Annotated in this window: 18 protein-coding genes and 2 tRNA genes; 17 read left to right on the top strand and 3 right to left on the bottom strand. The window is 70.8% G+C overall.

Annotation, left to right across the window (positions count from 1 at the left end; translation table 11 throughout):
* Window positions 1-39: 39 nt before the first annotated feature.
* From KIH74_RS31640 to kduI, 6 genes are all read left to right on the top strand, one after another.
* On the top strand, window positions 40-1,404 hold the full coding sequence (locus tag KIH74_RS31640) for an MFS transporter (RefSeq protein WP_214160084.1): 1,365 nt from the start codon (window positions 40-42) through the stop codon (window positions 1,402-1,404).
* A gap of 62 nt (window positions 1,405-1,466) precedes the next feature.
* Window positions 1,467-2,288: a class II aldolase/adducin family protein gene (locus tag KIH74_RS31635; RefSeq protein ID WP_214160083.1), complete on the top strand. Its 822-nt coding sequence runs from the start codon at window positions 1,467-1,469 to the stop codon at window positions 2,286-2,288.
* A 12-nt stretch (window positions 2,289-2,300) separates the two neighbouring features.
* A complete protein-coding gene (bglB, locus tag KIH74_RS31630; protein ID WP_214160082.1) occupies window positions 2,301-3,455 on the top strand; it encodes a beta-galactosidase BglB in 1,155 nt (384 codons plus the stop codon).
* A complete protein-coding gene (locus KIH74_RS31625) occupies window positions 3,455-4,321 on the top strand; it encodes a fumarylacetoacetate hydrolase family protein (RefSeq protein ID WP_214160081.1) in 867 nt (288 codons plus the stop codon). Before bglB ends, KIH74_RS31625 begins: the two co-directional genes overlap by 1 nt.
* Window positions 4,318-5,082 (top strand): 2-dehydro-3-deoxy-D-gluconate 5-dehydrogenase KduD, encoded by a 765-nt coding sequence (gene kduD / locus KIH74_RS31620; protein WP_214160080.1) that lies wholly within the window; start codon window positions 4,318-4,320, stop codon window positions 5,080-5,082. The genes KIH74_RS31625 and kduD overlap by 4 nt, the downstream gene beginning before the upstream one ends.
* Window positions 5,083-5,111: 29 nt before the next feature.
* Window positions 5,112-5,939: a 5-dehydro-4-deoxy-D-glucuronate isomerase gene (kduI, locus tag KIH74_RS31615; protein ID WP_214160079.1), complete on the top strand. Its 828-nt coding sequence runs from the start codon at window positions 5,112-5,114 to the stop codon at window positions 5,937-5,939.
* 33 nt (window positions 5,940-5,972) lie between these two features.
* On the opposite strand, the gene KIH74_RS31610 is transcribed toward kduI, so the two are convergent.
* A complete protein-coding gene (locus tag KIH74_RS31610; protein ID WP_214160078.1) occupies window positions 5,973-6,800 on the bottom strand; it encodes an IclR family transcriptional regulator in 828 nt (275 codons plus the stop codon).
* Window positions 6,801-6,978: 178 nt separating this feature from the next.
* On the opposite strand from KIH74_RS31610, the gene eda reads away from it, so the two are divergent.
* Together eda and KIH74_RS31600 are read left to right on the top strand one after the other, a co-directional pair.
* Window positions 6,979-7,620, top strand: coding sequence for a bifunctional 4-hydroxy-2-oxoglutarate aldolase/2-dehydro-3-deoxy-phosphogluconate aldolase (gene eda, locus KIH74_RS31605; protein ID WP_372492156.1), 642 nt, complete (start codon window positions 6,979-6,981; stop codon window positions 7,618-7,620).
* Between the two features lie 60 nt (window positions 7,621-7,680).
* Window positions 7,681-8,784 carry a sugar kinase gene (locus tag KIH74_RS31600; protein ID WP_214160077.1) on the top strand — a complete coding sequence of 368 codons (1,104 nt, stop codon included), beginning with the start codon at window positions 7,681-7,683 and terminating at the stop codon, window positions 8,782-8,784.
* Between the two features lie 67 nt (window positions 8,785-8,851).
* Here the strand turns inward: KIH74_RS31600 and KIH74_RS31595 are convergent, their stop codons facing one another.
* Entirely contained in the window at window positions 8,852-9,433 is a 582-nt protein-coding gene (locus tag KIH74_RS31595) for a TetR/AcrR family transcriptional regulator (protein WP_214160076.1), read from the bottom strand.
* A gap of 89 nt (window positions 9,434-9,522) precedes the next feature.
* Between KIH74_RS31595 and KIH74_RS31590 the strand changes: the two genes are divergently transcribed.
* From KIH74_RS31590 to KIH74_RS31565, 6 genes are all read left to right on the top strand, one after another.
* Window positions 9,523-10,482 (top strand): hypothetical protein, encoded by a 960-nt coding sequence (locus tag KIH74_RS31590; RefSeq protein ID WP_214160075.1) that lies wholly within the window; start codon window positions 9,523-9,525, stop codon window positions 10,480-10,482.
* A 73-nt stretch (window positions 10,483-10,555) separates the two neighbouring features.
* Window positions 10,556-10,628, top strand: a tRNA-Ala gene (locus tag KIH74_RS31585).
* Between the two features lie 264 nt (window positions 10,629-10,892).
* The gene (locus tag KIH74_RS31580; protein ID WP_214160074.1) at window positions 10,893-11,678 is read left to right on the top strand and encodes a 3-ketoacyl-ACP reductase; all 786 of its coding nucleotides are present in this window, start codon (window positions 10,893-10,895) and stop codon (window positions 11,676-11,678) included.
* A 36-nt stretch (window positions 11,679-11,714) separates the two neighbouring features.
* Window positions 11,715-13,745 (top strand): FAD-binding protein, encoded by a 2,031-nt coding sequence (locus tag KIH74_RS31575; RefSeq protein WP_214160073.1) that lies wholly within the window; start codon window positions 11,715-11,717, stop codon window positions 13,743-13,745.
* Between the two features lie 10 nt (window positions 13,746-13,755).
* The gene (locus KIH74_RS31570; RefSeq protein ID WP_214160072.1) at window positions 13,756-14,595 is read left to right on the top strand and encodes a sugar phosphate isomerase/epimerase family protein; all 840 of its coding nucleotides are present in this window, start codon (window positions 13,756-13,758) and stop codon (window positions 14,593-14,595) included.
* 82 nt (window positions 14,596-14,677) lie between these two features.
* The gene (locus KIH74_RS31565; protein ID WP_214160071.1) at window positions 14,678-16,867 is read left to right on the top strand and encodes a tetratricopeptide repeat protein; all 2,190 of its coding nucleotides are present in this window, start codon (window positions 14,678-14,680) and stop codon (window positions 16,865-16,867) included.
* Here the strand turns inward: KIH74_RS31565 and KIH74_RS31560 are convergent.
* A complete protein-coding gene (locus tag KIH74_RS31560) occupies window positions 16,814-18,490 on the bottom strand; it encodes a CDP-glycerol glycerophosphotransferase family protein (RefSeq protein ID WP_214160070.1) in 1,677 nt (558 codons plus the stop codon). The genes KIH74_RS31565 and KIH74_RS31560 overlap by 54 nt on opposite strands.
* A 694-nt stretch (window positions 18,491-19,184) precedes the next feature.
* Between KIH74_RS31560 and KIH74_RS31555 the strand changes: the two genes are divergently transcribed.
* The 3 genes from KIH74_RS31555 (at window position 19,185) to KIH74_RS31545 (ending at window position 22,040) form a co-directional block, all read left to right on the top strand.
* Window positions 19,185-20,750: a pectate lyase family protein gene (locus KIH74_RS31555; RefSeq protein ID WP_214160069.1), complete on the top strand. Its 1,566-nt coding sequence runs from the start codon at window positions 19,185-19,187 to the stop codon at window positions 20,748-20,750.
* Window positions 20,751-20,865: 115 nt separating this feature from the next.
* Window positions 20,866-20,938 (top strand) — tRNA-Ala (locus KIH74_RS31550).
* A 400-nt stretch (window positions 20,939-21,338) separates the two neighbouring features.
* The gene (locus KIH74_RS31545) at window positions 21,339-22,040 is read left to right on the top strand and encodes a hypothetical protein (RefSeq protein WP_214160068.1); all 702 of its coding nucleotides are present in this window, start codon (window positions 21,339-21,341) and stop codon (window positions 22,038-22,040) included.
* The last annotated feature ends 279 nt before the right edge of the window (window positions 22,041-22,319 follow it).

Here is a 22,319-nt window from a genome sequence, read left to right as displayed (position 1 = left end):
GAACGGGTCCCTCGTCAATGCTGACGAGGCGATGGACGAATGAGTAACCCCGAAACTGAGGGCAGCACCGCAGAATACAACCCGAAGGCCGCCGCCATGAGCGGCTGGATCGGGAGCGCGCTCGAATACTACGACTTCGCGTTGTATTCACAGGCCGCCGCGCTGGTCTTCCCCACCATCTTCTTCCCCACCGACAATGCCACCGTCGCGCTGATCTCATCGCTCGCGACCTACGCGGTGGGCTACGTGTCCCGCCCGATCGGCGCTGTCGTCCTGGGCGCCTGGGGCGACCGGCGCGGCCGTAAGAGCGTGCTGACCTTCGCGATGCTGCTGATGGGCTTCGCCACCCTGGCGGTCGGCCTGCTGCCCACCTACGGGCAGGTCGGCATCCTCGCCCCGATCATGCTGGTCACCCTGCGCGTGGTGCAGGGCTTCGCGGTCGCCGGTGAGCTCGGCGGTGCCACGGCCATGATCGTGGAGCACTCGCCCGACGGAAAGCGCGGATTCTTCGCGAGTTTCAGCCTCCAGGGCACACAGGTCGGCTCGATCCTGGCCACCGCGATCATGCTGCCGATGGCCACCTTCCTCAGCGACGAGCACTTCGAGAGCTGGGGCTGGCGAGTGCCGTTCCTGCTCAGCTCGGTCGTCATCATCGCCGGCTACATCATCCGGCAGCGGGTGCAGGAGCCGCCGTCGTACCTGGAGCAGCAGGCCGCGAACCAGAAGCGGGAGTTCCCGGTCGTCGAGCTGTTCCGCAGCCACCTGGGCATCGCCCTGCGCTGCATGATCATGACCTTCACCAACGTGGTCGGCATGGTCACCCTGGTCTTCGGCATCACCTACGCCACCGCCGAGGGCTACGGCATCGAGTACTCCAAGAGCACCACGCTGTGGGTCACCCTGGTCGCCAACGTGACCGCGGTGTTCACCATCCCGCTGTTCGGCGCGCTGTCCGACCGGATCGGCCGGAAGAAGCTGATGATCGCCGGTGGTCTCGGTGGTGGCATCGGCTCGGTCGGCTACCTGTGGGCGGTGTCGCAGCAGAACCTGGTGCTGATCTTCGCCTCCGTCATCCTGGTGCACGGCGTGCTGTTCCAGATGTGGAACGCCACCTACGCGGCGTTCTTCCAGGAGCAGTTCCCCACCCGCATCCGGGTCACCGGCTTCGCCCTGTCGCAGAACGTCGGCCTGGCCATCGCGGCCTTCTTCCCGAGCATCTTCGCCGCCGTCGCTCCCCCCGGAGGCGACCACATCGTCCTCACCATCGGCGTCACCGCTGTGGTCATCTGCGTGGCCGGCGCCCTGGCCGCGGTGTTCTCCGGCGAGACGATGGGCAAGTCGCTGAGCGACCTGGACGGCCCGTCGCCGACCACCCCGATCGACGAGAAGCCCGTCACCGTCTGATGTTCCGTCGGGCAGGAGGGGTCACGAGCTCCTCCTGCCCAGTTCACCAAGGAGAGAGAACCATGTCCCGGAACGAGCACCCCAGTCTCGACGACATCATCACCTCGATGGGCGTCGCGGGTCACCGGATCTGCGAGATCGACGCCTCCGAGGCCGGCGCCGGCAACATCTCGGTCTACCTCGGCTGGGACGTGGACCTGGACGAGCGGTTCCCGATCGCCGAGGAGATCGTGCTGCCGCTGCCCGCGCCCGCGCTGGCCGGTCACACCGTGCTGTCCACCGGATCCGGCCGCCGGCTGCGCCAGATCAAGGACGACCCGGAGGCCGCGATCGGCGCCGTGCAGGTGCACGAGGGCGGCGAGAAGGCCACGCTGCGCACCTCGCCCCGCCGCCAGTTCGAGAAACTGACCTCGGAGTTCAACTCCCACCTGGCCGTGCACCAGGACCAGGTGGCCGCGCGCGGCCTCGACTTCCAGGCCGTCGTGCACGCCCAGCCCCCGCACCTGACCTACCTGTCGCACCTGCCCGCCTACCGCGACACCGCGGCGATGAACGCGAAGATCCTGCGCTGGGAGCCCGAGGCGATCGTCTCGCTGCCGGCCGGCATCGGCGTGCTGGAGTTCATGATCCCCGGCTCGGCCGAGCTGATGGCGGCCAACGTGGCCGGCCTGCGCGAGCACGAGATCGTGCTCTGGTCGAAGCACGGCACGATGTCCCGCTCCGACCTGTCCGTCACCCGCGCCGTCGACCGCGTCGAGTACGCCGAGACCGGCGCCAAGTACGAGTACATGGACATCGTGGCCGGCGGCCGCGCACAGGGCCTGACCAAGCCGGAGATCTCCTCCGTCGCCCGTGAGTTCGACATCGAATCCCCTTGGGCCTGAACGGTTGCCGTGATGACTGAGACGATCGAGCAGAAGGCGTGGCCGGTGAAGCACAGCGCGCTGCTGCGCGCACCGGAGCGCTTCATCTCCCGTGACGACCTGCGGGCCCTGGTCCGCCGCCTGACCGGCAACCTGGTCAGCATCAAGGACGAGACCGGCGCCTTCCTGCTGCGTCTGGACGACGGCCGGGTGATCGACACCAAGGGCTGGGACGGCTGGGAGTGGACCCACGGCATCGGCCTGTACGGCATGTGGCAGTACTACGACCAGACCGGTGAGACCGAGATGCGCGACATCATCGACTCCTGGTTCGCCGCCCGGCTGGCCGAGGGCACGGTCAAGAACGTCAACACGATGGCTCCCTTCCTGACCCTGGCCTGCCGTTACGAGGAGACCGGCGACCGCACCCTGCTGCCCTGGCTGGACTCCTGGGCCGAGTGGGCGATGCGGGCCATGCCGCGCACCCCGCACGGAGGCATGCAGCACATCACGCTGGCCGAGGAGAACCACCACCAGCTGTGGGACGACACGCTGATGATGACGGTCATGCCGCTGACCAAGATCGGCCTGCTGCTCGACCGCCCGGAGTACGTGCGGGAGGCCACCTTCCAGTTCCTCACCCACGTGGCCTACCTGATGGACCGGGAGACCGGCCTGTGGTTCCACGGCTGGAGCTTCGAGGGCAACCACAACTTCGCCAAGGCCCGCTGGGCGCGCGGCAACTCGTGGCTGACCATGGTGATCCCCGACTTCCTCGACCTGACCGGCCTGCCGGCCGACGACCCGACCCGGCGGTTCCTGGTCGAGGTGCTGCGCTCGCAGGTGGCCGCGCTGGCCGGGCTCCAGGACGAGTCGGGGCTCTGGCACACGCTTCTCGACGACCCCTCGTCGTACCTGGAGGCGTCCGCCACGGCCGGCTTCGCCTACGGCATCCTCAAGGCGGTCCGGAAGGGCTACCTGAGCCAGGAGTACGCGCCGGTGGCCGAGAGGGCGGTGCGGGCGATCATCGGGAACATCTCCGCCGACGGCGAGCTCCAGCAGGTCTCGTTCGGCACCGGGATGGGCTCCGACCTGGAGTTCTACCGGAAGATCCCGTGCACCTCGATGCCCTACGGCCAGGCCATGGCGATCCTCTGCCTGGCCGAGTACCTGAGGACGTACTGCTGATGAGGCTGATCGGTCACCGCATCGCCGGGCCGGAGCGGCCCGGTGCGGTTCTCACAACGGTGGACGGCGAGGAGCGCGTGCTCGACCTCGGCCCGGTGACCGGCGGCCTGTCCGTGGCCGGGCTGCTGGCCGACGACGCCGCGCTCGCCGCCGTGCGGCAGGCGCTGGCGGGCGCAGACCCGGCGAGTCTGCCGCTGCTGGAACAGGTTCCGCTGGGGCCGCCGGTCCGGCCCGGCAAGATCCTCTGCCTCGGCTACAACTACGCCGGGCACACCGAGGAGGAGGCACCGTCGTTCCCGAACGTGTTCGTCAAGACGCCGAACACGATCTGCGGCCCCCGCGACGACGTGGTGATGCCGCGCGCCGCGACCGACGTGGACTACGAGGGCGAGATCGCCGTCGTGATCGGCCGGACCGCCCGCGACGTCACCGAGGCCGCGGCGATGGCTCACGTGGCCGGGTACACGCTGTTCAACGACGTGTCCGACCGCGGCTGGCAGCACCGGGCCAACCAGTGGGCGCTGGGCAAGAGCGTCGACGGGTTCGGCCCGCTCGGCCCCTGGATCGTGACGGCCGACGAGGCCGGGGACCTGGCCGGGCGCCGCGTGCAGACCGAGCGCAACGGCGTCCTCACGGTCGACTCGACCACCGATGCCATGGTTTTCGGCGTCGCGTACCTGGTGCACTACCTGTCCCAGGTGATCACGCTGGAACCCGGCGACATCATCTCGACCGGGACCCCGGGGCGCACCCCGCGGGCCCAGGCCGTCCACACACCCCTCGCTCACGGCGACACGGTCACCGTTCGCGTCACCGGGCTCGGGGAACTGCGCACAACGTTCGTCTCGATGGAGGAAAACCGATGATTCTGGACTCGTTCCGGCTGGACGGGAAGGTCGCGCTGGTCACCGGTTCGTCGCGGGGCCTGGGGCAGGGCGCGGCACTGGCGCTGGCCGAGGCCGGTGCCGACGTGGCCCTGCTCGACTACGTGCCGTCGACCGAGACCGCCGGCAAGATCGAGGCGCTCGGCCGGCGCACGCAGATCCTGGAGCAGGACCTGATCCGGGCCACGCCGGAGGAGCTCGACGCCTCGGTGCAGTCCGTGGCCGACACCCTCGGCCGGGTCGACATCCTGGTGAACAACGCCGGGATCATCCGCCGCGCACCACTTCTCGATCATCCGGCACAGGACTGGGACGACGTGCTGGCGATCAACCTGGACGCGGTGTTCCACCTGTCCCGGTCGGTGGCCCGGCGCTACGTGGAGCAGGGCGGCGGCAAGATCATCAACATCGCCTCGATGCTCTCGTTCCAGGGCGGCATCCTGGTGCCGGGCTACGCGGCGAGCAAGCACGCGGTGGCCGGCGTCACCAAGTCGTTCGCCAACGAGCTGGCCGCGTACGGGGTCAACGTGAACGCGATCGCCCCCGGCTACATGGCCACCGACAACACCGCCCAGATCCGCGCGGACGAGGAGCGGGAGAAGTCGATCCTGGCCCGCATCCCGGCCGCCCGCTGGGGCACCCCGGCCGACCTCCAGGGCCCGTTCGTGTTCCTGGCCTCGCCCGCCTCGGACTACCTGAACGGCGCGATCATCCCGGTCGACGGCGGCTGGCTCGTCCGCTGAGAACCCCCTTCACGACAAGGAGAACGACGATGGAACAGCGCTACGCCACCAGCCCGGACCAGATGCCCGGCTTCGGCACCGAGGAACTGCGCAGGCGGTTTCTGGTGGAGACGGTGTTCGTGCCGGGCGAGGTGAACGTGGTGTACACCCACCACGACCGGATCGTGCTGGGCGGCGCCGTGCCGGCCGGGAAGCAGCTCGCCCTGCCCACCTTCGACGAACTGCGGGCCGAGTACTTCCTCCAGAACCGCGAGATCGGCATCGTCAACGTGGGCGGCACCGGCACGGTGACCGCGGACGGCGACACCTACACCCTGCCCGAGGGTGCCTGCCTGTATGTCGGAAAGGGAACCCGGGACGTCGTTTTCGCCGACGCCGAGGGCGGTGCGGCGCAGTTCTACCTGTTCAGCGCCCCGGCGCACACGGTGTACCCGACGCAGCTGGTGCTCCGGGGCGAGGGCAACGTGCGGGAGCTGGGTGACCAGCTCACCAGCAACCGGCGCACGCTGAACCAGTACATCCACGAGAAGGGCATCCGGTCCTGCCAGATCGTGATGGGCGTGACCGAGCTGCACCCCGGCTCGATGTGGAACACCATGCCCGCGCACACCCACGACCGGCGCACCGAGTGCTACCTGTACTTCAACGTGCCGGCCGACGCCCGGGTGATCCACCTGGCCGGTGAGCCGAGCGAGACCCGGCACCTGGTGATCGCCGACCGCCAGGCCGTCATCTCGCCGTCCTGGTCGCTGCACTCCGGGGTCGGCACCGCCGCCTACTCGTTCGTGTGGGCGATGGCGGGGGAGAACCAGTCGTTCGACGACATGGACTCCGCCCCGGTCACCGGCCTGCGCTGAGGTCCCGCCCCTTCCGCCCCGTTCCGGTCCGGGTCACAGCTCGGGCGGCAGCACCAGCCCGGCCGGGAGCAGGGGCGGCAGGGTGCGACGGATCTGCTCGTGCACGGAGGCCATCCGGTCGGGGCCCATCCGGTCGGCCGGTGCGGTGATGCTCACCGCGCCGACCACCTGGGACGGGCCCGCCGGTGGCGCGCTGCCGCGGAGCAGGGGGACGGCGAGGCAGGCGATGCCCTGCTCGTTCTCCTGGTACTCGATGGCGTAGCCGCGAGACCGCGCGCGTTCCAGCTCCTCCCACACATGGGCGGCGTCGATGTCCTGCCGCGCACCGTCTTCCACGGCCGCGCGCACGTAACCGTCCACCACCGGCCGGCTCAGGCCGCGGAAGGCCAGCATGGCCCGGCCCAGGGCGGTGGTGACGGCCCAGTTGCGGCGACCGATGGCCGACCAGACCCGCACCGGGCGCTGCGGTTCCACCTTGTCCAGGTAGATCATCTGCACCCCGGACAGCACGCCCAGGTGCACCAGCTCGTCGGTCTCCGCGCACAGCGCCACCAGGGCGCCGTGCATCAGGCCGGGCAGGTTCTCCTCGCGCAGATAGCGATCGCCGAGAGTGACGGCGGCGGGCCCGAGCTGGTAGCGGCCGGTGGCCGGGTCCTGGGCCACGAAGTCGCGGTGCCGCAGGGCGCCGAGCGTGCGGAAGGCCGTGGTCTTGTGCAGGCCGACCTCGCCGGAGATCTCCGCCAGGCTCGCGCCCTGCGGTCCGGCACCGGCCAGCACCTGCAACAGGCGCAGGGCCCGGTCGACGCTCTCCACCGGGGAGGCGGGCGGCTGCCCGGCGGCGGGATCGGTGGTGCTGGTCATCCGGTCAGCTCCGTCAGATTCGTCATCGCGCCAGCGTAGGGCGCCTTCTCGGGGGCTGGGTGCGGACCCCGTCCGTTCGGCGACAGCAGTAGCCGACTCGTGTTGAACCGGGCGTCCCGGACGTGCCAGAATCGTATCGCACCGCGAAACGCGCGTTGCGCTGTACGAAACGGAGCTGATCGTGACCGAGGCCGTACTGAAGCAGCTGGCCGGCAACCGGCTGGTCCCCGTCGTGGTGATCGACGATGCGAAGCAGGCCGACACGCTCGCCACGGCGCTCGTCGCCGGTGGCCTGCCGGTGGCGGAGGTGACGTTCCGTACGGCGGCCGCGGCCGACGCGATCCGCGCCATCGCCGCCCGCGGCGACGTGCTGGTCGGCGCCGGCACGGTGCTGACGCCCGCGCAGGTGGACGAGGCGGTGGCGGCCGGTGCCGCCTACGTCGTGTCGCCGGGCACCAACCGTGCCGTCGTCGAGCGCGCCCAGGAGCACGGCGTGCTGGCCCTGCCCGGCGCGGTCACCGCGACCGAGGTGCAGGCGGCCCTGGAGCTCGGGCTGACCACGGTGAAGTTCTTCCCGGCCGGCACCTCCGGTGGGGCCAGGGCGATCTCGGCCCTGGCGGCGCCGTTCACCGGGGTGCGGTTCGTGCCGACCGGCGGTGTCGGCACCGGCAACCTGGGCGAGTACCTGGCCCTGGAGTCGGTCGCCGCGGTGGGCGGCTCGTGGATGGTTCCGCGCGCGCTGATCAACGAGGGCAACGGTGAGGGCGTGCGTGAGCTCGTCGCCGAGGCCGTCGCGCTGGCGACCTCCCTGCGTCCCTGATCCGACGTCCACCGTCTGAAAAACCGAACCGAACAACGAAACTGACCGAGAGGACCACCGATGTCCGCCCTGCCGACCCGATCCGCCGCCGAGACCCGCTACGACGCGGTCTCGCTGGGGGAGATCATGCTGCGCCTCGACCCGGGGGAGGGGCGCATCCGCACGGCCCGCTCGTTCCGCGCCTTCGAGGGCGGGGGCGAGTACAACGTGGCCCGCGGTCTGCGGCGCGCCTTCGGTCTGCGCACCGGTGTGGTGACGGCCCTGGCCGACAACGAGATCGGCCGGCTGATCGAGGATTTCGTGCTCCAGGGTGGGGTTGACACCTCGCTGATCAAGTGGGTTCCCTATGACGGCATCGGCCGCACGGTGCGCAACGGCCTGAACTTCACCGAGCGCGGCTTCGGTGTGCGCGGTGCGGTCGGGGTGTCCGACCGGGGCCTGACCGCCGCCAGCCAGTTACGGGCCGACGACGTGGACTGGGACCACCTGTTCGGTGAGCTCGGCGTGCGCTGGCTGCACACCGGTGGCATCTACGCGGCGCTGTCCGACACCACCGCCGAGACGGTCCTGGCCGCGGTGAAGGCGGCCCGTGCGCACGGCACCGTGGTGTCCTACGACCTGAACTACCGCCCCAGCCTCTGGAAGGCGATCGGCGGCCAGGAGCGGGCCCGCGAGGTGAACCGGGAGATCGCGCCGCACGTCGACGTGATGATCGGCAACGAGGAGGATTTCACCGCCTCGCTCGGTTTCGAGGTCGAGGGGGTGGACGAGAACATCTCCTCGATCGAGGTGGAGGCGTTCGGCAAGATGATCGACCGGGTGGCCGGCGCGTACCCGAACTTCAGGGTGATCGCGACCACCCTGCGCACGGTCCGCTCCGCCACGGTGAACGACTGGGGCGCCATCGCCTGGTCGCGGGAGGAGGGCCTGGTGCGCTCCACGCAGCGGCCCGGCCTGGAGATCCTCGACCGCGTCGGTGGTGGCGACTCCTTCGCCTCCGGGCTGGCTTTCGGCCTGCTCGAGGGTCAGCCGCTGAGCGTGGCGGTGGAGTACGGCGCCGCGCACGGCGCCCTGGCGATGACCACGCCCGGCGACACCTCGATGGCCACCCGGGCCGAGGTGATCAAGCTGGCCGGCGGCGGGAGCGCCCGCGTGGACCGGTGATCAGCTGACCGGCAGGTCGGTCAGGGGCGGACGGCGCAAGATCACGGCCACGAGAAATTGGCCGTGATCAGGCGCGGTCCGCCCCTTTTCGGGTCAGGGCCGTCATCTGGCCGATGATCGCCGCCCGCCGCAGTTCCAGATCGGGTTCGGCGCCGAGCACCGACTCGCCGATCCGGCCCAGTGACCAGCAGGCGGTGACCAGCGTGACCGCGGTCAGCAGCAGGTGCTCGGCGGTGGCCCGGTCCAGGCCCGGTACCGCCGTCTGGAAGCAGCTGGCCTGGTCGGCGCAGATCGGCCGGCGCCGCTCCAGCGCCACCGCCCGGTCCAGTTCCAGGCTCTCCCAGGCCAGCAGCCGGGGCAGCTCCGGGCGGTCGCGGCAGCGGTCGAACAGCTCGGCGGTGAAGGCACCCACCGCCTCCGGGCCCCGCGGGGCGACGTCGATGCCGTCGAGCAGCGCGGTCAGCTCGTGGGCCAGCACCGCGGCGAAGAACTGTTGCTTGTCGCCGAAGTACTTGTACACGCGCTCCTTGTTGACGCCGGCGTCCCGGCCGATCGCGTCCATCCGGGCGCCCGCGAGGCCGTGCGCCGCGAACTGCCGCACGCCCGCCTCCAGCAGCTTGCGCCGGGTCGCCTCGGTGTCCCATGCCATGTGTCCCACCGTACAACTCCAACCGAGTGGTTGCAGATGCTGCGCAGAGATGCCTAGGGTGAAAACCAACCGATTGGTTGGAGGTAGGCATGAAAGCCCTGGTGCTGGGGGCACGTGGCGCGGTCGGCCGGGTGGTGACGGCCGAACTGCTGCGGACCGGGAACGACGTGGTGCCCGCCGGGCGCACCGCCGTCCCCGGGGGAGTCCGGATCGCGCTGCCCGGTGAGGAGGGCCTGGACGAGCTGGAGCGGGTCGCGGCCGAGGTGGACGTGGTGGTGAACGCCTCCGGGGTGGAGGACCCGCGGATCGGCGGGCGTACCGGTTCCACGCCCCTGGTGGAGATCTCGGCCACGGCCTCGTACCTGGAGCGGCTGGCCGGCCCGAGCGTGCTGCTCGGGGCCGGGCTGGTGCCCGGGCTGAGCACGGTGCTGGTGTCGGCCCTGGAGCCGGAGCCCGACGACGAGATCGACGTGCTGGTCATGCTCGGCTCGGGCGAGGCGCACGGGGCGGCGGCGGTGGCCTGGACCGCCGGGCTGATCGGCACCGACATCCATGACCCGGCCGAGGGCGGCACGGTGCCCAACCTGCGCTCGGGCCGGACCGGGGTGGGCCCGGACGGGCGGCGGCGCCGCTACCTGCGGGCCGACTTCCCCGACCGCACGCTGACCGGGCTGCGGGTGCGCAGCTATCTCACCCTGAGCTCGCGGGCGGCCACCTCGGCGCTCGCGGTCGTGGCCCGGGCGCCCCGGCTGCGCGGGCTGATCGCGAACTCGCCGCACCTGGGGTCGAGCGACTGGCACGTGATCGCCGTCAGTCGCGGCACCGGGCGGTCGCTGTCGACCTGGGGCACCGGTCAGTCCGAGACCACCGGTCTGCTGACCGCGCTGGCCGCCGTACGGGTCGCCGGTGCGCCGCCCGCCGGGGTGGTGAGCATGGACGCGGTGGTCACCCTGGACGACGTCCTGGGGCTGCGCACGCCGGTCGGCGGGGTGGTCGTCAGCGGTTCCTCGTCGTCCCCGGTTCCGGCGTCCGAGAGTCTCGATTTGTAGTTCCCCCCGGGTGTTGGGATAAAGTTTGGTGACGCCGAACGAGGGGCCGCGCAAGCGGAACCTTTCGCGTGGCGGGGCTGTAGCGCAGCTGGTAGCGCACCTCCATGGCATGGAGGGGGTCAGGGGTTCGAATCCCCTCAGCTCCACATCTGATTGGCCAACCTCTGCTGAGGTTGGCCAATTTCGTGTTCGCCGCTGCGGTAATCGGCACTTCGTGTGAAAGTCGCGGTGAGAGAGCTTTTTCGCGGAAGCGGGCGGTTCGACGGCTCGCCGGACCGCCGGCCCGCGACCGTTCGTCGCAACTTTTGCCACATCTCTGGGAAAGGGCTTTCAGTGCCAGCAGCATACTGGAAAGCGCTTACCTGACATGGAGGAACCATGAGCTGCATCGTGACCGACGAGGCTGCCCGTTGAGCCGCCCGTCGAGCCGCCCGGTCGCCCTGGTCACCGGTGGATCGCGGGGGATCGGGCTGGGCATCACCCGGCGTCTGCTGGCCGACGGCTACGCGGTGTCGGTGCTGGCCACCCGTGAGGCCCCGAAGGACCTGCTGGACGAGCTCACCGAGCTGACCGGCGACTCCGGCCGGGTGCGGTACGTCCAGGGGTCCGTCGCCGAGCAGGCCGACCACCAGAGACTGGTGGACGACGCGACGGACGCCTGGGGCCGGCTGGACCTCCTGGTCAACAACGCCGGGGTGGCGCCGACGGTGCGGGCGGACCTGCTGGAGGCGACGGCCGAGAGCTTCGACCGGGTGCTGGGGATCAACCTGCGGGGCCCCTACTTCCTCACCCAGTGCTTCGCCCGCCGGGTGATCGAGCTGGGCGCGGACACGCTGCCCCGGGCCACCGTCGTCAACGTCTCGTCGATCTCGGCCACCACCGTGTCGGTCAACCGCGGCGACTACTGCGTGTCCAAGGCCGGCGTCGGCATGGCCACCCAGCTGTGGGCCGCCCGCCTGGCCCCCGAGGGCATCCTGGTCTACGAGGTGCGCCCGGGGGTGATCGCCACCGACATGACGGCCGGGGTGCAGGAGCGCTACGACCGGCTCTTCGAGAACGGCCTGGCCCCGATGCCGCGCTGGGGGCGGCCGGAGGACGTGGCCGGCGCGGTCGCGATCCTCGCCTCCGGCAACACGCCGTACTCGACCGGTGAGGTCTTCCACGTCGACGGCGGCATGCACATCCCCCGGCTCTGAGCCGCCTCCGAACCCGAGTGAGCACAGGAGATCTCATTGACCACCGCACCTCCTGACGGCTGGGCCGACGACCTGCCCACCGTCGAACTGGCGGGACGCACCGTCCCCGTGATCACCGCGAACACCGTCGTCGTCGGCACCGGCTCGGCCGGGTACTGCGCGGCCGAGAGGCTCTGGGACCTGGGCCAGACCGACGTGGTGATGGTCACCGACAACCGCGGCGCCGGTTCCTCCCGCAACGCCGGGTCGGACAAGCAGACCTACTACAAGCTCACGCTCTCCGGCGGCGACGCCGACTCGGTCGGTGAGATGGCGCAGACGCTGTTCTCCGGCGGGGCGATGGACGGCGACACGGCGCTGGTCGAGGCGGCGCTGTCGGCCCGCGCCTTCATCCGGCTGTGCGACCTCGGTGTCCCGTTCCCGCAGAACCGGTTCGGCGAGTTCGTCGGCTACCGCACCGACCACGACCCGCGCCGCCGCGCCACCTCGGTCGGGCCCTACACCAGCCGCTCGATGGTGGAGCAGCTGGAGAAGCGGGTGGCCCGCAACGGAACCCGGGTGTTCGACCACTGCCGGGTGGTCGATCTGGTGGTGCACGACGGCGCGGTGGCGGGCCTGCTGGTGCTGCGCCGGGACCTGCCGCTCGACGGCGACCGCAGCCCGTTCGCCCTGCTGCGCTGCACCAACGTGGTCTACGCCACCGGCGGCCCGGCGGGCATGTACGCCACCCGGGTGTTCCCGAACGGCCAGTGGGGCGCGTCCGGCGCCCCCTACCGGGCCGGGGTGCGCGGCAAGAACCTCACCGAGTGGCAGTTCGGCCTGGCCTCGGTGCGGCCGCGCTGGAACGTGTCCGGCAGTTACATGCAGGTGATGCCGCGTTTCGTCTCGACCGACGAAAACGGGGACGACGCCAGGGAATTCCTCACCGAGGCGATCGACGACTACGGACGCCTGCTCAGCCTGGTCTTCCTCAAGGGCTACCAGTGGCCGTTCGACATCCGCAAGGCCCGGGACGGTTCGTCGCTGGTCGACCTGCTGGTCTATCGCGAGACCGTGCTGCGGGGCCGGCGGGTGTGGCTGGACTTCACCGCCAACCCGGTGCGCCCGGAGCTCGACGCCTCGGCGATCTCGCCGGAGGCCCGGGAGTACCTGGAGCGGGCCGGGGCGCTGTTCGGCACGCCGGTGCAGCGGCTGCGGCAGCTGAACGAGCCCGCGTACCAGTTCTTCCTGAACCGCAACCAGCGCGTCGACCTGGAGACCGAGCGTCTCGAGGTGGACGTCTGCGTGCAGCACAACAACGGCGGGCTGCTGGTGGACGCCTGGTGGCGGTCCAACCTGACCGGCTTCTTCCCGGTCGGCGAGGCCGGTGGTGCGCACGGCGTGTACCGGCCCGGCGGCTCGGCCCTGAACAGCGGGCAGGTGGGCGCCACCCGGGCGGCCCAGTACATCGCCGCCCAGCGGGTCGAGGACCCCTTCGACGAGCCGGTTTTCGCCGCCGCGGCGGAGCCCGTGCTGGCCGCGGCGGTGGAGTTGCTGAGCGGCGCCACCGCCCGGCACGCCGAGGGTGGGGACGACGACAACACCTCGGACCTGCTCCGCCAGGTGCAGCGGCTGATGAGCGAGAAGGCCGGGCCGGTGCGCTCCGCCGAGTCGATCCGGGACGCCCGCAAGACCGTCGGCGAACTGCTGCTCGCCTACGACGGGTCGGTGGTGGCCGACGGCGGCTCACGGCGCTCCGTCGACCGGGTGTTCCTGCTGCGCGACATCATCGTCACCGCGCACGTCTACCTCGGCGCGATGTCGGACTACCTGGACCACGGCGGCCGTTCGCGCGGGTCGGTGCTCTACACCGACCCGGCCGGTAGCCTGCCGGAGGGCGGCGACCTGCCCGAGGACTTCCGGTTCCGTCTCGACGCCGGGGCGCTCGACGACGAGGTGCAGGAGGTGGCTCTGCTGGACGGTGCCGAGGTGGAGTGCACCTGGCGTCCCCGCCGCCCGATGCCCGACCTGGACGACTTCTTCGAGAACGTCTGGCGGGAGTTCCGCGACCGGGGCGGCGTGTACTGATGGACGCCCGGTGAACCGGTCGGTCGGAGCGTCCACCCTGGGTGCCCCGCACGATCCGCTCGATCGGGTGCTGGCGCTGATGGCCCGGAACGGGGCCACCCACCTGGAACTCCGGCTGGACCCCGACGCCCCGCCGCCCGAGCCGGCCCGGCTGCACGACCTGCTGGACCGGCACCGGGTGCGGCTGCTCGCGCTGACCACCGGGGTGCGGGTGGGCGAGCCCCCGGAACCGGCCGTGCTGGACCGGCACCTCGAACTGGCGGCGGCGCTGGGGGCGCCCTTCGTGCGGGTGTTCCCCGGCCTGCCCGCCCACCCGGCCCCGCCCGACCAGGTGCCGCCGCCCTCCGGCGACCGGGTCGCGGCCGAACGCGACGCGGCCCGGTTCCTCGGCCGGGCCGCGCGGGTGGCGGCGGACCTCGGGGTGCGGGTGGCCCTGGAGACCCACGACTCGCACCCCCGGGGCGCCGACCTGCGCCGGCTGACCGACCGGGCGCTGGAGGTGCCCGGTGCCGGGCCGGGGGTCGCCGTGATCTGGGACCTGCTGCACCCCTGGCGGGTCGGCGAGACCCCGGCCGGCACCTGGGCGGCGCTCGGCGATCTGCTGCGGGCCGGGCACGGTTACGTCCAGATCAAGGACGTCGCCTCCCGCCGGGACACCACGCCGGTGCTCCAGGGCGACGGCGTGGTGCCGGTGGCCGAGGCCGTGCGGCTGCTGGACGCCGGTGGTTACCGGGGGCCGATCTCCCTGGAGTGGGAACGCCTCTGGTACCCACGGGTGCCGCCGCTGGAGCAGGCCCTGCCCGCCGCCGTGCGGGCGCTGCGGGCCCTGCCGGCCCCGCCGGAGCCGTGACCGCCCTGCGCCTTAGGTGGCATTCTTGACGGTTGAGCCCCTTGTGGGCTCAACCGTCGAGGATGTCGAGGATGGAGGTCGGGTGGACGAGGTCGGCCTGAGCACGCGAGGCACCACCGGCAACCTGGTCAGCTCCAGCACGGTGCACAACCTGGTGCAGGCCCACCAGATCCAGAACCTCTACCTGAACACCGCGGCGCAACCCCGCACGGTGCCCCGCCAGGTGCCTGGCCCCACCCCGGTCTTCACCGACCGGGGTCCCACGCTCGCCGCCGTCGACCTGGCCGTCACCACCGCCCGCGACGCCGGCCAGGTCGCCGTCGTCGGCTTCCACGGCCCGCCCGGCGTGGGCAAACGCACCGTCGCACGGCACTGGCTGCACGCCCACGCCGCCGATCACCCGGACGGCGCGTTCCACGCCGACCTCGGCGCCGGCCCGGCCGACCCGGGGCTGGTGGCCGGCAAACTGCGCGAGTTCCTGCTCGAGGTCGGCTACACCGCCGAGGGTCTGCCGGGCACCGCCGACGGCCTGGCCGCCCGCTTCCGCAGCTGGTCGGCCGGCCGCCGGATCGCGATCGTGCTGGAGAACGTCTGGAGCGCCGCGCAGATCCGGCCGTTCCTGCCCGCACCCGGCGGGTCCACCGTGCTGTTCACCTCGCCGGGCCGGATCAACGGCCTGTTCGGCGAGCGCGCCGCGCTGCTCGAGGTGCCGCTGCTCGACCCGGCCTTCGCCGGCGAACTGCTCGCCGGGCTGATCGGCGCCGAGCGGGTCGCGGCCGAGCCCGCCGCCGTCCGCGACCTGATCGACCTGTGCGACGGCCTGCCGATGGCCATGTGGGTGCTGGCCGCCACCACCAACGCCCGCCCGTCCCGGCCGTTGTCGCGACTGCTCGACGACCTGCACGACACCGAACGACGCCGACGGGTGCTCGGCGCCGCCGATCCCGGAACGGAGCACGACGTGAGCGTTTTCGCCGACGCCTTCCGGCGGCTGGGCCCCACCGCGCGGGCCTGCTGCCGGGCGCTGCACCTGCACCCGGGCCCGGCCGGGGCCACCGTGCCCGCGCTCGCCGCCGGGCTGGGGCTGCCCGCCGACCAGGTGCGTGACGCCCTCGACGAGATCCGTGACCTGCACCTGGCCGAGGAGACCGAGCGCGACGGCACCCAGCGGTACCGGCTGCACCAGCTGATCGGCTGGCATCTGCCCGACGGTCCTGGCGATGCTGACGGCCCGGGTGACCAGGTCGTGCTGCGCCGGATGCTGGCCTATTACACCGACAATGCGGTGCGGGCCGGGCACGCCATGATGCCGCTGCGCGGCTGGGACGTGCTGCTGTTCCCCGCCCGCACGCCGTCCACCGCACTCACCTCGCTCACCTCCGAGCAGGCCCGGGCCTGGCTGGAGGCCGAGCGCTCCACCCTGCGGGCCTGCGTCGAGTCGCTGCACCGGCAGGGCGATTCCGAAGACGTCTGCCTGCTCGCCGTGATGCTGTGGCCGCTGCACGAGCAGGGCAAGCACCTGGCCGACCAGATCGCCGTCAACCAGCTCGCCCTGGAGGCCGCCGACCGGCTGGGCGACCCGGCCCTGGTCGCGCTGATCCGCACCCAGCTCGGCTTCCCGCACCTGCACCTGGGGCAGCCGGAGCAGGCCGAGCCGCTGTTCGAGCAGGCGCTCACCCCGGCCCGGGCCAGTGGCCGGCCGGAGCTGGAGGCCACCGTGCTGGAGGCGCTGGGCCTGGCCCGGCTGGCCCTGGGCAAGACCACCGACGCCCGGGAGGTGCTGCGCGAGAACCTGTCCCGGGCCCTCGACCTCGGCCAGGAACGCCGCGTGGCCCTGGCCCGCCTGCACCTGGCCCGGGCCGAGACCCCGCAGGCCGCTGTGCCCCTGCTGGGCGAGGCGCTGTCCGCCTTCGAGGCCCTCGACCCGCCGGACGGCCACAACGCCGCCAAGACCCGGATCCACCTCGGCCGGGCCCTCACCGGCCTGGGCTCCTACGACGAGGCGGCCGGCACGCTGAACCGGGCGCTGACCGCCCTGACCGCCCTGCTCGCCCTGCGGCGCCCGTTCGACTGCGTGCTGGCCCTGGAGGCACTGGGCGATCTGGGCCTGGCCCGGAACGACCCGCGGGCCGCCGTCACCGCCTATCAGGACGCCCTGGCCGTGGCCCGGGCCGGCGACCTGCTGCCGGAGGTCGAGCGGCTCACGGCCAGACTCGCGTCAGCAGGGCGACACGACGGCCTCGACGACCCGTCCGCCGAGCCGAACCCGTGACCGCCCGGGCAGATCGCCCAGGTCCCGTCCGCCCGCCAGCCAGGCGTACACCACCGAGGCCCACACCCGTCCGTCCTGCCCCGGCGCCGCGCTGAACCCGCTGAACCGCAGTCCACGACCGTCGCGGGTGCGCACCACCCAGTCCCGCCGGTCCGGGCCCAGCGGCGCGGTGCCGAGCAGGCACCCGGGCAGGCCGTCCAGTACCGCGGCCAGGTCCGCGTCGTCGTCCACCACCACCACGTCGGCCAGATCCAGCCAGCGCCGCAGCGGTTCGCGCGCGTCCACCACCACGTGCCCGTCCGTCACCGGCCCGGACGCCATCGAGACCTCGGCGGGCAGCCGCACGATGCGCGTGCCGTCGTCGTCCGGTTCGGCCCGCACCAGCCGGGCCGTGACGGTGCGTTCCTGCGCGGGCGGTACCGCCGCGGCCCGGGAGTCGGCCGGCCAGGGCGGCTCGTCCAGGCCGAGCAGCCGATAGACCGCCTCGCGCAACAGTTCTCCCGAGCGACCGGGGGTGGACGACGCCAGGTCGGTGATCGCCCGCCACCGCGCCGGATCGTGCCCGGCCGTGACCCGCTCGATCTGGCCGGGCAGGTCGTCGGTGGGATGCAGCCGGTCCGCGGTCCGCAGCAGCATCGCGATCGGTGAGCGCGGGTCCACCCGATCGTGCGGGGCCGACGCCAGCAGCACCGGGCGTCCGACCGCGGCCCCGTAGAAGGTGACCGAGCCGTGGTCGCCGATCACCACGTCGGCCGCGACCAGCGCGGCCTGCCAGCCCTCCCGGGCCGGCAGCACCCGCACGCCGGAGCGCCGGCAGTCCTCGGTCCACCTGCTGATCTGCCAGGAACTGTGCCAGGCCCAGACATTCGGGTGCAGGGCCACCACGATCCGGTACTCGTCCAGCGGCAGCCGGGCGGCCAGCCGCCGGATCAGTGCCGGGTCCTGCCCGAACAGGGAGGCGTCGCCCCAGGTGGACGACACCATCACCAGCTTCTGCCCGTCGCCCACCCCGAGCGCGCGCCGGTACACCGGCCGCAGCGGGGCCGCCGCGAGCATCCGGTCCAGGCAGGGATCACCGGCCAGCAGGGCCTTCTCGGCCGCCGCCGGGCTGGCCAGGCGCAACCGGTCGAGCTGTTCCGGGTGCGACAGCACGACCAGCTCGGGAATCAGTTGCCCGTCGTGCAGCAGCCATTCGGGCGACAGGCCGAAAACCTGCCCGGGCTGGTCGCTCCCGGCCCGGCGCAGATACTTGTTGTAGCCCATGCCGTGCGGAACCACCACGACCGGCGCCTTCAGCAGTTGCAGGTCACCGCCGTAACTGGCCGAGATCACCAGGTCCACCGGGGCTTTCACGGCCTCGTCCCAGGGCGTCGGCACGATGCCGCAGTCCAGCAGGAAGTCGTCGGTGCCGTCGGTGAAGGCCGACGAGCCGATCACGGTGAACACCAGCTGCACCCGCTCGTCGCCGCCGACCACGCCGAGTACATCGAGCAGGCGGGTGGCCGCGGTGACGTTGTGCACGACAGCCAGCACGGTCCTGCGGGTGTGCACGGTGGCCCAGGGCGAGTGGCGGGTCTCCGGGGCGGTGAGCGGCCCCGGGCCCGGACGTGGATCGTCACCCATCCGCCCGCGCGTCCCTTCGCCACCTGCCCGCGCCCGTCCATGGCGCCGGAACGGGACAAACTAGCAAGTCCCGGTCGTCCGGACGGAGGGCGGTGGGGCCGGGCTCCTCGTCGTCCACCGTTGGACGCCGTGAACCGATCGGCGCGGCGGGAAGGGGCCGGGCCGGGACCCGGCGTCTCCTGATCCACGGTGCGCCGCGCGATCAGCGCGGCAGGGCGAGGTAGCGGCCGTCGCCGCGGTGGAGCCGGAGGCCGGGCTCGGCGAGGTGCTGCGCCGGCGGACACGTCCTTCGAGGAGTACCTCGACTGCACGTAGTAGCCGTCCGTGGCCTCGTCGCGGGTGCGCACCTTCCAGCTCCTCGGGCCGGCACAGAGCCGGCCGCCGCCTCAGCCGGCGTGCACCTCGGCACCGCGGTCCCAGGTGACGGCCCGTGCCGAATCGGCCATGGCCACAACGATTCCGGCCAGAAGGAGGGCACTGACGACGGCGGCCATGAAAGACACATGCTTGTGTTGACGTCCCCTTTACTCAAGCCCTCCGGGAATGCTCTACCTCGTATCTACTTTTCGTGATCATGCAACTTCGTTTCGGAAACTTCGCCTTCTCGGGCAACTTTCGATGCACCTCCTCCGACTGATGGCATGAACGAGGCCCGCAGGGGCGCCGGATGTCGATGAGAGGCTGGACGAAAACGATGAAGCGACGGGGCAAGCGCGTACTGGGCATCGGTGGCGCAGGTGTGATCGCGGTCGCCGGTGTGGCGACGGCGGCGGTGGTCAACCTCCAGGGGGCCAACGCCAGCGAGCCCGCCTCCACCACGGCGGCCAGTGCCGGCGCGACCGGCTTCGCGGCGCAGAACGGTGGCACCACCGGTGGCGCCGGTGGCACCACCGTGACCGCCACCACCGGCACCCAGATCCACGAGGCGCTGTGCGGCTGGGCCAGCGAGGACACGCCCATCACCATCCAGGTGAAGGGCACCATCACGGTCGGCAACACGGCGAAGGTCTCCGGCAGCTGCAACACCGCGGCCGGCGTGATCGAGCTCAAGGGCATCAGCAACGTCACCCTGGTCGGCGTCGGCAGCAGCGCCGTGTTCGACCAGATCGGCATCCACATCCGGGATTCCAGCAACGTCATCCTCCAGAACCTCACGGTCAAGAACGTGAAGAAGTCCGGTTCGCCCACCTCCAACGGTGGTGACGCGGTCGGCATGGAGTCCGACGTGCACAACGTCTGGGCCGACCACCTGACCCTCGAGGCCTCGGGTGGCGAGGACGACGGCTACGACGCGCTTTTCGACATGAAGTCGGGCACCCAGTACGTCACCCTGTCGTACAGCATCCTGCGTAACTCGGGCCGTGGTGGCCTGGTCGGGTCGAGCGACTCGGACACCGGCAACGGCCCGGTGACCTACCACCACAACTACTACCAGAACATCGATTCGCGCACCCCGCTGCTGCGTGCGGCCACGGCGCACATCTACAACAACTACTACGAGGGCCTGACCAAGTCGGGCATCAACCCGCGCAACGGCGGCAAGGCCCTGGTGCAGAACAACTACTTCAAGGACTCGAAGAACGTCCTGGGCACCTTCTACACCAACCTGAAGGGCACCTACCAGACGTCGGGCAACGTGCTCGACAACGTCACCTGGACCTCGGCCGACAGCGAGAACTTCCCGGCCGGCTCCAGCATGACGTCGACCGGCACGGTCACGGTGCCCTACAGCACCACCCTCGACGACGCGTCCAAGATCCCGTCGATCGTGAAGGCGACCGCGGGTGCCGGCACCGGCCTGGCCGTGTCGGACGGCAGCGGCAGCACCACCACGCCGACCACCTCCGCCGCCCCGACCACCTCCACGCCGGTGACCACGACGAGCAGCTCGTCCGGCTCGGGCACCAACCTCTCGCTCGGCGCCGGCGCCGACGGCAGCAGCAAGGTCTCGGGCACCAGCTACGGCAACGTCATCGACGGCGACGAGAGCACCTACTGGACGCCGACCGGCAACACCGGTGACATCTCGGTCAAGTGGTCGGGCGCCACGACCGTCGGCTCCATCGTGATCAAGGAAGCCTCGGGCAGCAAGATCACTTCCTGGAAGCTGATCGACGAGACCAACGGCAAGACGATCTCCACCGGCACGAACTCCGGCAAGAAGACCTTCACCCCGGTCTCGACCAAGCGACTCACCTTCGAGGTCGTCACGGCCACGGGCACCACGAAGATCACCGAGTTCGAGACCTACGCGAGCTGATCGCGGCACCGGATCCGGCTCGCCGGGAGGGGTGGTCCGGAGCAGTCCCCGGAGTGGGATATGCTCATGGAGCTTCCTGAGCAAGGGACCGCCTCGGCGGGCCGGATCCAGGGGCGGGGCTGTAGCGCAGCTGGTAGCGCACCTCCATGGCATGGAGGGGGTCAGGGGTTCGAATCCCCTCAGCTCCACCGCAATATCACGAACTCCCAGGTCGAGAGATCTGGGAGTTCGTCTTGTTTGGGGCCATCGAGGGCTGGTACTGGCTCGGGCCACCGTCATCCCGCCCATGGTTTCGCGCTCTCGCGAATGGCCGAAGCCATCAGAGAGCAACCATCGGGGCCCAGGTGCCCGCGGTCAGACGACGATCTTGGGTTGGTTCGCACGTGCCGAGCGATTCGCGTCCGTCTTGACTACTCACTGAGTAGTCAATACTTTGGTGGCATGGGCGCGAGAAGAGCGGATCGAGAAGGTCTCGGACTTACCCAGACGCAAGCGGCGGCTCGAGCCGGTGTGAGTCTGGCTACCTGGCGTCGGTGGGAAGAAGACGCATCTTCGGTAGGTTCCGCCACCCGGAAGAAGTGTGAGGGTGTGCTGGACGGACAAAGGGCGCACCGGACGGCTTTGGCGGAACGGGCTGCCAACTTTGAGAAGGCCTGGGCGGAGTCTCCTGTGCTTACTCCAAGGCAGGCCAGTGCCATCGCGGTCATCCTTGACGTGTGGGCCGACTTGTATATTGGCGAATGGCTCAAGCATCCGTCGGTTGAGCCACTGCATGAAGTTGAACCTTTTGCATCATTCGATGTTCGCGTGATGATCTATGTCAACGAGAACAGGGCGTGGGCGGAGAAGGCTCGAGAGCGATGTAGAGCAGTGTCGGACGAAATTGAATCCGGCACACTGCCTTTCGATCGCCCGGGCTGCTACTTTGACGAACTACTGATGGCCGCCGCGTTACCGGCCGCGCAGGCGGAGCTGGCTGACATGCCAGAGATGTTCGACGACATCGCACCCCGAGTTGCCATCGGGCGCCTGGATGATGGCGAGGGCTTGTCGGACGACGACTGGGACCTCGTGGCTGATTCCTTCGACGACCAGTGCCGATGGGACGAGTGGGAAGTGCCGCTGTACAACAACTACCCACTCTTGGGTGTCATCCTGGCCAGCCGTCACCCCTTCACATGGTTTGATCCATCCGAAGGCACAGGACCCGGTTACTTGCGGCGTCTTGTCGGACTTGAGATTGAAAAGGATTCCTGGCGAGCTCGGTCCGGGCCCACGGCGCCGGGGTAACGGTGCGCGGCTGAGACTGATGCCTGAGCTCACTGAGGATGCCCTCCGGAAGAGGTCGATCGTGGTGGGCCGGCGATCCAGGTGGTGATGCCTGGATATAAACCTTGCCATCTCGCCCCTAGGTGGCATGGTTTATATCCATGGAAGGTGGGGGTGAGGTCCCCCCGCTTTCCTGGGGCCGTTCGATCGTGGTCTGATGACCGCGGGAGGGGGACCCACGATGGCAGCACCGAAGAAGTACCCGGACGAACTGCGCGATCGGGCCGTGCGCCTGTATCG

The organism is Kineosporia corallincola, assembly GCF_018499875.1.
Classification (GTDB): Bacteria; Actinomycetota; Actinomycetes; order Actinomycetales; family Kineosporiaceae; genus Kineosporia; species Kineosporia corallincola.
Note: the sequence above shows the minus strand (reverse complement) of the source record. Positions and strands in the feature narration are given on the sequence as shown.